The organism is Simiaoa sp., from assembly GCF_051972595.1.
GTDB classification, from domain to species: Bacteria; Bacillota; Clostridia; order Lachnospirales; family Lachnospiraceae; genus Acetatifactor; species Acetatifactor hominis.
On the sequence record NZ_JBOKRY010000059.1, the window covers coordinates 1 to 14,066 of the forward strand.

At 47.1% G+C, this 14,066-nt stretch carries 12 protein-coding genes; all 12 read right to left on the minus strand.

Going from position 1 to position 14,066, the window contains the following annotated elements; translation table 11 throughout:
* Positions 1 to 248: 248 nt before the first annotated feature.
* The 12 genes from ACTRDR_RS14035 to spoIVA all read right to left on the minus strand — a co-directional run bounded on the left by ACTRDR_RS14035 (position 249) and on the right by spoIVA (position 13,916).
* Entirely contained in the window at positions 249 to 1,112 is an 864-nt protein-coding gene (locus tag ACTRDR_RS14035; protein WP_440528213.1) for a DegV family protein, read from the minus strand.
* Positions 1,113 to 1,477: 365 nt separating this feature from the next.
* Complete coding sequence (locus tag ACTRDR_RS14040) at positions 1,478 to 1,990, minus strand: deoxyuridine 5'-triphosphate nucleotidohydrolase (protein ID WP_440528214.1); 513 nt, start codon at positions 1,988 to 1,990, stop codon at positions 1,478 to 1,480.
* A gap of 67 nt (positions 1,991 to 2,057) precedes the next feature.
* Entirely contained in the window at positions 2,058 to 2,567 is a 510-nt protein-coding gene (gene nrdG / locus ACTRDR_RS14045; protein WP_176864206.1) for an anaerobic ribonucleoside-triphosphate reductase activating protein, read from the minus strand.
* A gap of 19 nt (positions 2,568 to 2,586) precedes the next feature.
* The gene (gene nrdD / locus ACTRDR_RS14050) at positions 2,587 to 4,776 is read right to left on the minus strand and encodes an anaerobic ribonucleoside-triphosphate reductase (protein ID WP_440528215.1); all 2,190 of its coding nucleotides are present in this window, start codon (positions 4,774 to 4,776) and stop codon (positions 2,587 to 2,589) included.
* 223 nt (positions 4,777 to 4,999) lie between these two features.
* Complete coding sequence (locus ACTRDR_RS14055; protein WP_440528217.1) at positions 5,000 to 5,998, minus strand: helix-turn-helix transcriptional regulator; 999 nt, start codon at positions 5,996 to 5,998, stop codon at positions 5,000 to 5,002.
* A 5-nt stretch (positions 5,999 to 6,003) separates the two neighbouring features.
* A complete protein-coding gene (locus tag ACTRDR_RS14060; protein ID WP_176864212.1) occupies positions 6,004 to 6,165 on the minus strand; it encodes a hypothetical protein in 162 nt (53 codons plus the stop codon).
* Positions 6,166 to 6,255: 90 nt separating this feature from the next.
* Positions 6,256 to 7,965 (minus strand): MutS-related protein, encoded by a 1,710-nt coding sequence (locus ACTRDR_RS14065; RefSeq protein WP_440528219.1) that lies wholly within the window; start codon positions 7,963 to 7,965, stop codon positions 6,256 to 6,258.
* Positions 7,966 to 8,090: 125 nt separating this feature from the next.
* On the minus strand, positions 8,091 to 9,521 hold the full coding sequence (locus ACTRDR_RS14070; RefSeq protein WP_440528221.1) for an NCS2 family permease: 1,431 nt from the start codon (positions 9,519 to 9,521) through the stop codon (positions 8,091 to 8,093).
* Between the two features lie 68 nt (positions 9,522 to 9,589).
* Positions 9,590 to 10,894, minus strand: a complete 1,305-nt coding sequence (locus ACTRDR_RS14075) for an amidohydrolase (protein WP_440528223.1) — start codon at positions 10,892 to 10,894, stop codon at positions 9,590 to 9,592.
* Positions 10,891 to 11,319 (minus strand): cytidine deaminase, encoded by a 429-nt coding sequence (cdd, locus tag ACTRDR_RS14080; RefSeq protein WP_440528225.1) that lies wholly within the window; start codon positions 11,317 to 11,319, stop codon positions 10,891 to 10,893. The genes ACTRDR_RS14075 and cdd overlap by 4 nt, the downstream gene beginning before the upstream one ends.
* A gap of 20 nt (positions 11,320 to 11,339) precedes the next feature.
* A complete protein-coding gene (locus ACTRDR_RS14085; RefSeq protein WP_176864222.1) occupies positions 11,340 to 12,164 on the minus strand; it encodes a purine-nucleoside phosphorylase in 825 nt (274 codons plus the stop codon).
* A gap of 282 nt (positions 12,165 to 12,446) precedes the next feature.
* The gene (gene spoIVA, locus ACTRDR_RS14090) at positions 12,447 to 13,916 is read right to left on the minus strand and encodes a stage IV sporulation protein A (RefSeq protein ID WP_176864224.1); all 1,470 of its coding nucleotides are present in this window, start codon (positions 13,914 to 13,916) and stop codon (positions 12,447 to 12,449) included.
* Between the last annotated feature and the right edge of the window lie 150 nt (positions 13,917 to 14,066).

A 14,066-nucleotide genomic window follows, 5' to 3' on the forward strand; every position in this document is an offset into this window, starting at 1 on the left:
GACGCGACATCAAGGCGTGATGTTCCGTTCATCGTGGGCGTTCGTGGAGTTTACGACAGCCCTACGTTACGAGCCATGCATTCAATTCATAAATGTGTCGCAAAAGGCGCTCCACATTTATTTCATTGACGGCTGTCGAGTGTGTCCATTGGACGCACGGTATAAAAATAGAACGAAATAACCTCTTGTGTGAGCAAGCTCCCACCGAGGCATTCCGTTCTATTTTTGCATGGCTCGTAACTCTCAATTTACCGTTCCTCTCCCATGAAGAACAGCGCCAGTGTTCCGGGACCGGAATGGGACCCAATGGTAGGTCCGACATAATTGATCAAGAAGCTGTCGATTCCGAACCGCTCCTTCACCAGATCCCTTACCAGTTCTGCAGCCGGAAGATCATCCCCGTGGCTGATAAATACGATATCATTCTGATCACGGTAAGAACCCATTTTCTCTTCCATATAATCCACCAATGCATGCAGGGATTTTTTACGCCCTCTCACCTTACCGATGACAATCAGGTGTCCTTCATCATCCACATGGAGCTTGGGCTTAATACCCGCTAATGTTCCCACGACTGCTGTTGCCCTGCTGACACGTCCTCCGCGGTAGAGGTGATACAGATCATCCACGGTAAATACATGCACCAGATGCAGACGATTATTTTTTACCCACTCTGCCACTTCTTCCAAGGACTTGCCCTGGTCTCTTAAGGTAACTGCCTTATGCACTAACAGCCCCTCTCCCAGAGAGGCACACAGGCTGTCAATAACTATGATCCTGCAATCCGGCTGTTCCTCCATAATCTCTTCCGCTGCTACGCGCATACTGTTATAGGTACCGCTTAATCCGGAAGAAAAGGCGATACACAGGATCTCTTTGTTCTCTTTTAAATAGTTCAGGAAATGATTCTTTGCCTCCTCCGGATTCACCTGGGAAGTGGTGGGCATTTTGCCGCTTCTCATCAGTGCATAGAACTCCTTCTCGGGAAGTTCCTGTCCCTGCCCATATGTCACACCATCCATAATATAACTGAGATTTATGCATCCAAGATCATGTTCTTTCAGATATTCTGCGGGCAGATCTGCTGTACTGTCTGTAACGATTTTAAACATTAATTGCCTCCTGATATTATAAATTTTATGGTTTTTCTTTTGCGCCATTATATCATTGACAGGCAACCTTTTCAATTTCGTCGATAAAAGTGATACATTTTGTCACATTTAATATCCTCATAGATTTCAATACAGACCGCAGTTCATAATTCACATGGGTATAATTTGCATTCGCCACGAACGCCATTGCCAAATCACTTCCGAGCTGAGCTCTCCGCCACGAGCACCGTGAATAATATTGAAGTTCGTCCTAAACTCCATCCGTCCATCGACATACTGCATATGTTCTGTGGCATAAAAAATCCCCCTCTGGGTACATATCATAACTTCATCATGTCTCCTTCGGAGGATTTTATCCTTATAGATTATTTTGTAGTACTTCCGAAGCCACCGTTGCGAATGCCTTCCGCATCATCGTCCTCTGTGATACCGTACTGCATGAAGATCCCCTGGGCGAACCCGGTTCCTGCGGGAACCTCCACGGTCTTGCCTTCATTGGAATCATTCGTGATCTTCATGAAAATATGTCCTTCATTGTCTGAGAAAAAATAATCACTATCAATGATGCCCACCGTATTGTTCATCTGCAGTCTGTATTTAAAGCCCAGTCCGCTTCTTGGGTATATCTGCAATACCCAGTCTTCCTGCATCTCCGCCCGGATACCGGTCGGGATTTTAATAGTCTCTCCGGGTGTCAGTTTAAAAGTAAACGGAGCAAAGAAATCATATCCGGCACTTCCTTTCGTAGCTCTCTTCGGAAGCTTTAGAGCCTCGTACATTTCCTTGATCTGTTCCTCCGTATACTGCGGATATTCCTCCTGCATGGCAGTCAAAAACTGTGAAGGGCTCACAAAATGAAATTTAGCGATTCTATGCATGGTTCTTTTGTCCTTTTCTTATTTTTACAGTATCTGTTTCTCTTAAGTCACTGTGGATCTGTTTTCTTTACGCATAATCTCCGCAGTGCAGTACCACATCTTCCGGATGTTCTCCGGCAAGTGTCTTCTTCACATCAATCACCCGCTGGTTCTTACTGCCTTTCCACAGAAGTTTTACATCTTTTTCTTCTACATGGAACTCTCCGTCCACCACGACATCCACATATTGCATGATCGGCAGATCGTATATGTCCTCCCAACTGTCTCCGGTATACATCCAGATCGTCTTCGTAGGGTATTTTTCTCTGATCTCCTGCATCAGTTCTCTCACATCAGCACGGTTCACGGGATGCATGGGATCTCCGCCGGAAAAGGTGATCCCGGAAATGTATGGCTTCTCCAGCTGCTCAAAAATCTCCTGTTTCGCAGCCTCATCAAATAAAAGTCCACCATCGGGGTCCCAGGTAATGGGATTCTGACAGTCTCTGCAGCAATGGTTACATCCTGCTACCCACAGTACGACCCGCAGTCCATCGCCGTTCAACATATCGTCCCTGGTTATATTATGATATCTCATTTATCTGTCCATCCTGTCTCTACATACTCTTACGTTCTGCGATCTCCGCCATCTTGGCATCATTCAGTCTTGTATCTCCGTGTACTCTGGAGTAAGACAGATAGCCGTTCATACGGTCGATCTTGGTCAGATTGCGGCTGCCACAGACAGGGCATACATCCATTTCCAGTTCCTGATGTCCACAATCATCACAGTATGCAAGCGACAGATTTACACCTTCATAGAAGCCCATATCCATAGCTCTGTGGATCAGTGTCTTGATCGCCTCGGTATTATAATCAATCGGATATTTTACATACTGGATCTTGCCGCCGTTGCTCAGATCCCAGAAACGGTTCTCCAGATCCTGTTTCTGAATGGGGGTAATATCCTCTGTCACATGGCAGTGGAAGCTGTTACTGACATATTCTCTGTCGGAAACGCCCTCAATAATACCGTACTTTTTACGGAACTGCTTTACCTGCAGACCGCACAGATTCTCTGCGGGAGTTCCGTAGATGGCGTACAGGTTGCCGTCCTCTTCCTTGTATTCCGAAATTTTCTGATTGATATGCTCCAGTACTTCCACAGCGAAAGCCCCATCCTCTACCAGGGACTTGCCGTTGTAAAGTTCCTGCAGTTCATTCAGCGCTGTAATACCAAAACTTGCCGTTGCGGATTTCAGTAACGGTTTGATCTTGTCTGTCAGCTTCAGATGTCCTCCCAGGAAACCTCCCTCACAATATGCCAGAGGGTTCGTGGATGCACGCATTTCCCCCAAATAAGCATAGGTACGGATGTGGAGCTGACGGATCAGTTCCAGATAGTAATCCAGCACTTCATAGAAGTCTCTGCTCTCTTTTCTCGCTTTTGCCAGGATCATGGGCAGATGCAGGGATACCGCACCGATATTGAATCTGCCTACGAATACCGGCTGATCCTTATCGTCTGCCGGATGCATGCCGCCTCTCTCATACCAGGGAGACAGAAAAGCTCTGCATCCCATGGGAGATACGATCTTGCCATACTGTTTGTACATGCTTGCCACATAGCCTTTACCGGTCAGGCTCAGCCAGTCGGGATACATGGTCTTGGCAGAGCATTCCACACCGGCTTCGAATACATTTTCCAGCGGCTTACCGGGACCGTGCAGATTCTCATCATATAAAAATACGATCTTCGGGAACAGAACGGGCTTTTTATGATCCTTTTTGCCCTGTCCCTTTCTGCGGACTTCCAGCATGGTAATAGTAGCCATTTGGGCAAATTTACCAGTACCGGTTCCAGCAGTCACGGTAATAAAAGGATAATCGCCACGGCTGCTTGCCACAGTATTAAATTTATATTCCCATCCCTGGAAGCCCTGTTCGAATTCTTTCTTCACATCTGCAAGTGCTTCTCTCTCCGCCACATCTGCGGCTACTCCCAGTCTCTCGTATTTTGCCAGGGCTCTGTTGTAGGATTTTTCAGCATAAGGCTCTAAGATCAGATCCACGCTGGGTACGGTGAATCCGCCGTATTGCTGGCTGGCAGCGCTTAAGACGATATCACCGATGACATCAAATGCCACATCCAGAGTCTTCGGCTCATTATACCAGATGTTGCCCATCTCGAAGCCACCCGTCAGGACATTCTGCACATCAAACAGGCAGCAGTTCATGGTATCTCTTCTGGCAGACATATCATGCACATAAATATAACCGTCACGACATGCCTGGATCTCTTCCGTGGTCAGGAAGAATTTCTGATACAATTCCTTATTCAGCTGATTAAAGATCAGACTGCGCTTAGTAGATACCAGGGCGGAATCCGTGTTGGCATTTTCCTTATCTCCGATGTACATGATGGACTGACTCTTTTTATAGACATCATCCAGCATCCGTACAAAATCCTGCTTATAGTTACGATAATCGCGATAGCTTTTTGCGACGATCGGTTTCACCTGCTCTAAGGCACTTTCTACAATATTGTGCATAATGGGAATGGGAATTTCATCCACTTCCAGTTCGTTTACCTTATCTACCACATACTGGCAGATATTCTCTTTTTCTTCTTTGGTGAATTTCGTCAGGGCGCGGTATGCACTTTTGCCTACTGCACTGATTACCTTCTGTACATTAAAAAGCTCCTTGCTCCCGTCCTTTTTTACGACATAGATCTCCCTGTCCGGTCTGAACTGTTTGCCATAATCTTCATTTTCTTCATGGTCATGTTCAAAATTGCTGCTCATATTTCTCTTCCCTTCATACGATAATGTCCGGAAAATGCCCGGATTCTGCTGTATCCCTCTTACTTACGATAGCGTTAGCAAATACCATATATGGTATTTATCCGCATCAGATAGCAATATATTGTGGGTGCTATTTATCAGTATAAAAAAGAATCCCTGCCTTGTCAACGAGGGATCCTTTAGAAAACTATACAAAAAAGGGAATGAATTTTTGGATACATTTTTATTCCACGGTTCCCGACTGTTCCCGCAAAATATCCGAAAGCCACTGTACATAACGCTTCTGTACTGCTTCCGGCGCTGCGATCCTGGCATCCGGTCCGATTCCCGCAAGCCATCCGAAGAATTGTCCGCTGACTGCCACCTTCGCACGAACCCGGAACGTGGTATCGGAAATAGGGCGGATATCCACCTCTCTGCCGAACCGGTCCAGTACCACACCGATGAGGCGCTTGGGGAACTCCATGGTCACCACGCTCTCCTCCCCGGCGAACATGCCGAAGGTCTGGTTCGTATAGGAGGTCACGTCGATCTGTGAGAACTGTTTTACCCCTTCCCTGGGATTTACCGTCACTTCCACCTGTCCCATTTTATCCACCCGGTAATGCTTGATAACTTCGGCTTCACTGTCGTAGGCTGCCAGATAATAATTTTCATCCCGCCAGATCAGGGCCCAGGGGCTGACGCACTTATCCCCACCGGGTCTGGGCACCAGTTCCTTTTGCAGGTTCCAGTCCAGATAGACGAAGGTGATCTGCCTGTTCTCCTGAATGGCGCGATGAATGGCATCGATGTTATAATAGATGCTCTCATTCTCCGTCTTAATTCTGCCTGCAACATAAACCTGACGCTGTAGCTTTCCGGCATCGTTTTTCCCGGCGATCTGCTCCAGCTTCCTTATCAGATCTCTGGATTTCTTCGTGGTAATGAAGCGGGAGGACTGTACTGCATCTACCAACAGCTTCAATTCCGGGAGTTCAAACTCTCTACTGCCGAGGTAATAGCCGCCTCCCAGTCTGCTCTGCACCTGTACCACATCGTAACCGAAGTCCGTAAGACTCTCCATATCGCTGTAAATGCTCTTCCGTTCTGCATGGATTCCCTGATTCTCCAGGTATTTTATAATATCCGGAGTACTCATTGGATGTTTCTCATCCGTGTTCTCCTGCAGCATTTTAATCAGATATAAAAGCTTTAATTTCTGTCCTGACGATTTTGCCATAGCCCTTATTCTCCGTCAGCGGTCTCCTGCGCCTGTTGCATTTCCTCTTTTTTATTTTTCTTCTTGCGAAGGGTAATTCCCAGGGTAATGGCAACAGCGCCTACTGCCGCAATCACTACCAACACTACAAGATAAGATAAAAATGAATTTAAAAAGCTGACTGCCATATTTTTCTCCTTTATGCCTTTTATGCTTTTCCTAAGGTCTTTACGTGAGATTCTATTTATATAAAGTATACCAACGATACGGCGCAAACGTCAAGTATTCCCCAAAAGAGTCTGCACCGACCATTTTCCTGTTTGCAAAAAGTCTTCCGCCTGCGCCGCAGCTCTCTTGGTGATCTCTCTGTCGTATCCCATAAGTTCAAGCAACCGGATCGCATTTCTGGTGCCAGCCCTCCCGGGTAACAGTTCATAAGGGAAACTGATGTCGCCATCCCGGATCACTTCCTCAAAATGATAATTGTCATAACAGTTTTTCAATAGTTCCGTCATTTCGGTATCGTGTGTCGCGGTAAAACAAAGCACTCCGCTTTCAGACAAATGTATCAATATCTGCGTAGCTGCGGCAATACGCTCCACGGTATTGGTTCCCCGCAGGACCTCATCCACGAAACTAAGCACCGGAGCCGTCCCTGTCTGTGCCGCATCCAGGATCCTTTTAAGGGACCGGATCTCCACAATATAGTAGCTCTCGCCGTTCTGTATACTGTCACGCAGCGCCATGGAAGAAAAGATCCGAAATACCGGAGCATGATAGCTTTCCGCTGTACAGGTATGAATCGTCTGTGCCAGAACGGCATTTACTGCCACCATTTTTAAAAAGGTGGATTTTCCGGAGGCATTAGAACCGGTAAGCAGCACACCTCTGTCTGCCCGGATACTGTTTTTTACAGGATGCGTAAGCAGCGGATGCCATCCGCCTTCCATATGCAGATACGCCTTCTTCGCATCTTCTTCCAGCTGCGGAATACAGTACCCCTCTAAGGATCTGCGGAAGCCTCCCACCGAGATTGCCATATCCAGATAGCCGGTGATACCTAACAATCTGTCCACCTGATCGGTCTTCTGTCTTAATTTCCGAAGCATGTGATTAAACTGCCAGATATCCAGATGCAATATCATCCGCAGATAATCCGCTAGAATATCTAACGGATTCCCGCCGATCTTCCCCTGATTTCCTGCCATCACCCAAAAGGAACCCCGTTTTAATTCCCGCAGGCTTTTCAGCGCCTCGTTTAAATCCTCCAATTCTTTTTTATACACCGGGATCTTCTGTCTGCCCAGTTCCTCACAGACACTAATCATACGCAGCACATAGGAAAAACTTGTAATATACGGTTCAATCACTTTTTTCTCACGAAAGTATGTCAATATATGCACCAGCATACACACCACGATCCCAAGGATCCCTACCGCCGGCTGCACGAATAAAAGTGCGGCAAACAACAGATACAGAAGATTTAAAAGCAATATCTTCCGATTGTTACGCTCTCCCAGATAGTCCAGATTATCCAGATAATCATAGAGAGAGTATTTCCCGAGATACCCCAGTTTTTTCAGTAACAGTTGTACCCGGACCCTGGTAACGTCCTGCTCCAGAAACCATCCGGTCACTTCCTCTAAATGCTCCAGCGTTTCCTTCCCGCAGGAGATATTCCGGAGGGTAAAATACAGGTATTCCTCTCCTGCCGCTGATAATGTCCGGTCGATCCGGCAGAATACCTCATCCATTCCCAGATCGTTCCATGTAATATCATCTAACTGATTCTCTTCCTTATGTCGTTCCAGATAACTGCCAAGCCTTGCAAATCTCTCCAGCGAATATTCCTTCGGCGGTTCTTTTCCGTAATTTACCAAAAGAGATTTCCGGAACATTTTTTCCTCTCTTTTTGCCTGCATAAGCTCTTGTACGATCATGAATAAAAAAAGAAAAAGCAGTACACCTGCAAATACAACAAATTCCATATTTTTTCTCACTTTTCCGGATATAAGAAGGCAGACACCACCCGTGCAGTGCCCGCCCCCATATTCTGATCTTTTTTCTATTTCTTAGGTATCAAACTCTGGAGCTTTTGACCCCGCCTTTTTCTTTATGCGACAATAAAGAATTTTAACAAAAAGATCAGTGATAATACATAGGTAAGGACAGAAACATCCCTTGCCTTACCGGTAAATACCTTGATCACAGTATAGGTGATCAGACCAAGACCGATGGCATGTCCGATGGATCCGGAGATTGGCATGGCGATCATCATCAGCGCCACGGGAAGTGACTGGCAGATGTCATCGAAATCTACATTCTTAAGACCTGCTACCATAAGTACACCCACATAGATCAGTGCGGAAGAGGTAGCTGCCGCAGGAATGATTCCGGCGATGGGTGCAATAAAGATACATGCAAGGAACATGATACCGGTAGTCAGTGCAGTCAGACCCGTACGTCCGCCTGCTTCTACGCCGGATGCAGACTCTACGAATGTGGTAACGGTGGAAGTACCGGTTAAGGAACCTGCCACTGTACCTACCGCATCAGATAAAAGTGCCTGCTTCATATTCGGCATCTTGCCATTCTTATCCAGCATTCCCGCACGGCTTGCGGTTCCTACCAGAGTACCGATGGTATCAAACATATCAATGATACAGAAGGTAATGATCAGAGTGATGGCGGTAAACCAGCCAATCTCTGCAAATCCCCGGAAGTCAAACTTAAACAGTGTGGTGGAAGCCATATCTCCAAAAGCAGGTACGAAGGATGCGGTTGCCAGAGACGCAAAGGGATTGGTTCCCAGGAATATAGCCTCTCCTGCCCAGTAGATGATGCTGGAGATCAGGATACCCAGTAATACAGCACCTTTAACCCCTCTCTGTGCCAGAACAACAATGGCAAACAGACCTACAAACATGGTGACAACGGACAGAACCATTGCGGAATAGCCGGAGCCCATATTGGTCTTGGCCAGTGAAGGTGTCAGTGCACCGAAGAAGTCTCTCATAGCATAGAAAGGTCCGCCGTTCTCGGAATAGACACCTGCATTGGAGCCTACACCGATGTTTAACAGCATCAGACCGATGGCAGGTGCAATACCAAGACGCACGCCCAGAGGAATAGCATCTACGATCTTCTCACGAATGTTCAGTACGGAGAGAACCAGGAAAACGATACCCTCGATCAGGACAATGCACAGAGCAGCCTGGAAGGATGCCACATAGGTCATTCCGGTCAGGGCTACGATATTTGTTACTACGACTGCAAAAAAGCTGTTCAGTCCCATTCCGGGTGCCATGGCAAACGGCTTATTTGCCAGAAATGCCATTACGATGGTACCGATCGCGGATGCAATACAGGTTGCCAGGAAAACACCGTTCCAAAGCTCCGGCATGGTATCCTTGCCGAAACCGGTCAACAGGTTCGGATTCAGGGCTATAATATAAGCCATGGTCATGAATGTGGTCAAGCCGGCAATGATCTCTGTTTTTGCCGTGGTGTTGTTTTCCTTCAGTTTGAAGATTTTTTCTAACATCTTTTCCCTCCTAAGTATTCTGGGAGCTGCACGGGGAACTCCGTTTCTATGTCTTCTGAGTGGTTTGCTTACTCAGTCAACAGTCTTTTTACGATTTTGTCGCACTTGGCATAAATGCGCTCCGGATCCTCTCCTACGTTGAACTCTCCGTTACGGTACAGGATCTTGCCGCCGATCATGGTCATGCAGACATTGGACTTGCTGCCGCTGTAGACCAGATTCTTGGGAATGTTATGTATAGGCTGCATGTTGGGCTGATGCAGATCGATCATGATAAGGTCTGCATATTTGCCCTTTGCCAGAATATCTGCCCGGTTCAGGCGCATTGCCTTAGCACCGTTCACCGTTGCCATCTTCAGTACTTCCATGGCATCCATGCTGGCAGCATCCTTCTCTAACAGCTTGCTTAAGCCGGTGACTAAGAACATCTCACGGAACATATCCAGACAGTTGTTGCTGGCAGGTCCGTCGGTTCCGATCGCCACCGGGATCTTATGACGCACATAATCGGCAATAGGTGCAATGCCGCTGGCTAACTTCGTGTTGGATCCGGGGTTCGTGATCACATACATACGATGTCTGCGGAAAACGTCCAGATCCTGATCTGTCACATGGACACAGTGGAAACCGCCTCCGCCGTAGTCGAACATTCCCAGAGAGTCTAAGAACATGGGCGGCGTCATGCCGTAGCGTGCCTTACACTCTTCCACTTCCTTCTCTGTCTCGGAGATATGGGCATATACCGGTGTCCGGTAATGATGTGCCATTTCCGACACTTTCCGAAGCAGTTCTTTGGAGCAGGTATATTCCGCATGGAAGCCAAGCTGGTAGCTGATCAGGGAATTCTTCTTATTCCATTTTAAGAATTCTTCTTCTACCTGCTTCGGGGAAGAACTGAAATTGTTCAGTCCCGATACCAGTACACAGCGCATGCCCGTATCCAGGCAGGCTTCTGCAATGGTATCCGGAGTCAGATACATATCAAAAATAGATGTCACACCGGAAGTCAGATATTCCAATACCGCCAGTCTGGTCAGGTCATAGATATCCTCTCCGGTCAGTTTTGCCTCTAAAGGAAATACCTGTTTGTTCAGCCACTGGTCTAAGGGCATGTCGTCCGCCATAGAACGTAAGAATGTCATACCGGAATGGGTGTGCGCATTTTTAAATCCGGGCATCAGAAGATTTCCCTTGCAGTCCAGTTCAATGTCCCAGGCAATTCTCGGGAACTGGGATCTGTCCCATTCCTCTGCTAATTCCTTCTGTTCCGCCACATAGGCGATCTTGTCATTTTTTACCCATATTTCACCATAGAAGACTTCTCTGCCGGGCTCCATGGTGAGAATTCGTGCATTGTATAATCTGATATTCATCTGATCGCATCTCCTCCAAATCCATAGGGAAGTAATTCTTTTAATGTGTAGCTTTGATAATCCTGTTCGTTTTTTACCACATAGATCACAAAATCATCCGTGCAAAATTCCTGCATCACCTGTCTGCAGATACCACAGGGATAGGCATATTCCACGGGATCCTCTCCCGCGGTTCCACCGGCAATGGCGATAGCGGTAAACTTCCGCTCTCCTTCACTGACAGCCTTGAAAAAAGCAGTGCGTTCTGCACAATTGGTGGCTCCGTAGGAAGCATTTTCAATATTGCCGCCTAAATATCTGTGTCCGTTCACAGTAAGCAGTGCTGCTCCCACCGTATAGCCGGAATAGGGAGCATAAGCCTGTTTTCTGGCTTCTAATGCCTGTCTGACCAGTTCTGTTTCTTCTGTCTCTGAGATTAAGTTCATCCTTATCTCCTTTTGACTGTCTATACAAATCTCTTCACGGATTCCGTTACCAGCTTCTTGAATCTGGGTGCCGCCATATCCGCAGCTTCCTGCACTTCTTCGTGGTTCAGGGGCTGATCCGTCATTCCGGCCGCCAGGTTACTGATACAGGAAATACCGCAGATACGCATTCCCATGTGATTGGCTGCAATCGCTTCCACTACTGTACTCATACCTACCGCATCACAGCCAAGTGTCCGAAGCATGCGGATTTCTGCCGGAGATTCAAAAGAAGGTCCGGTCAGCTGGGTATAAATCCCCTCCTGCAGATAGATGCCGTTGTCCTTCGCAGTCTCGCGGATGATCTGCTGTAAATCCTTATCATAGACATGGCTCATATCCGGGAAACGAAGACCCAGCTCGTCGATATTGGCACCGATCAGAGGATTGGGTGCAAATACGGAAATGTGATCTCTGATCAGCATCAGATCACCGGCATGAAAAGAAGTGTTCACGCCGCCTGCCGCATTGGTCAGGAACAGGATCTTGGCCCCTAACAGTTTCATCAGTCTGGTGGGAAGTACCACATCCGTCACATCATAGCCTTCATAATAATGCACTCTTCCCTTCATACATACCACCGGGATCTCATCGAGATAACCGAAGATAAATTTACCTGCATGTCCCGGTACGGTGGAGACGGGAAATCCCTCGATCTCGGCATAAGGGATCTCCGTCACCACACGGATCTGTTCCGCATAATCACCTAAGCCCGAACCTAAGACGATTGCCACCTTAGGTACGAAATCTGTCTTTTTTCTCACACATTCATAGCAGTTTTGTAATTTTGCATATACCTGATTCATCTATATCCTCCGTTTTACTGTATTTTCATGCAATTTAGCAAATATTCTTCCTGTTTTTCCGAAAAATAAAGCAAAGTCAACAAAGGTATTATACAAAAGGAATGGGAAAAAAGCAATGGCAACTATTCCGTTCAGCCCGCGCCATTCGTAAAACCGGACTAACGTCCTTATCACTGCTTTCGCAGCTATTTTACTCATTAGCCGGCGCTCAGCCCATCATCTGTCAATCAGTCAAATTCATGCAGGCATGATTTGTCTGATATGCAGATGATGTCTGAACTATTAGATAATAATACACACCATTCCACCATTACTGTCGTTTACGATCTTCTGCATGGTGTCCTGAAGCTTTAACTGGCTCTCCTCGCCAATGGAAGCAACTTTCGTGGTAATGCCGTCATCCACCAGTTGTTCCACCGTCTTACCGAAGATGTTGGTCTCCCAGATGCCCTGTTGTGCTTCCGCCTGATCAATAAACCGGATCAGATCCTGTGCCTGCTGTTCAGTGCCTACGATAGGAGCGATCTCCGTCTCGATATTGGCGCGGATCATATGTATGGACGGGCTGCTTGCCTTGATCCTGACACCGAATTTATTGCCGTGGCGGATCAGTTCCGGCTTCTCCAGTGCAATGTCTTCTCTGTCCGGAGTCACTACCCCATAGCCCTTGATCTTCACCATGGTCAACGCATCCTGTACCTTGGTATATTCTTTTTTCATCCCCGCCAGCTCTTTTAATTTATGTAACAGCTGATACTCATCCTTCACATCTTCCTCCAGCATTCCGGACAACATTTCGTAATAATATTTGTCATCGATTCCTACCTGTACCTGAACGATTCCGCTCGACAGCTGGATTGGGTCCATTTTGCAGCTTCTCACATAATCCCCCTTAAGCTGCACCGGCTGTCCCGCCACATCCCGAATCTTATCATAAGTATTCATCAGTTCCCGGATCTGCTTTAACAGATCCTGTTTTACCACATGATCTGCCGGAAGCATATCCATCCATTTGGGAAAATAAAACTCTACCGCTGTCAGCGGGAATTCATATAAAATTTTCTCCAGGATCCGGTGGATGTCTTCTTTTTTCAGCTGTTCGCAATTTACCGACAGCACAGCAACATCGTATTTGCTGCCGATCTCTTCCGCCACCTGTCTGGTCTCCTCCGAATAAGGTTTCTGACTGTTGACCAGCACTAAAAATGGCTTTCCGGACTTTTTCAGTGCCAGGATTGTCTTCTCTTCCGCTCCGAGATAATTACTTCTGGGGAGTTCTCCGATGCTGCCGTCCGTAGTGATCACCAGACCTATCGTGGAGTGATCCTGCATGACCTTATCCGTGCCGATCTCCGCCGCCTGGGTAAATGGGATTTCTTCCTCCGACCAGGGTGTCTTCACCATGCGCTCCGCATCTTCTTCCATATGTCCCGCCGCGCCGTCGATCATATAGCCCACACAATCGATCAGCCGTACCGACACCTCGACATCATCATTTAATCTCACCTTTGCTGCTTCGCTGGGAATGAACTTCGGTTCCGTGGTGGTGATAGTCTTCCCTCCGGCACTTTGGGGAAGTTCATCCTGTGCCCGCATTCTGGCATGTTCATCCTCCATATAGGGCAGCACCATTTCATCCATAAAGCGCTTGATGAACGTGGATTTTCCCGTCCGCACCGGTCCCAGTACACCTATGTAAATCTCTCCTCCTGTTCTTTGTTGTATATCCCGATACAGATCGTATGTATTCACTGCATAGTCCATAAAAATACCTCCTGCCATTGGTGTTATATGTATATGCAGGATGCATGCAATTATGAATTAACTTGAGAGTTACGCGTGCAATGAGCCGCGCATAGGCATAGTAAAGACAGCGATGGGCGCTTGCGCACAAATCGCTGT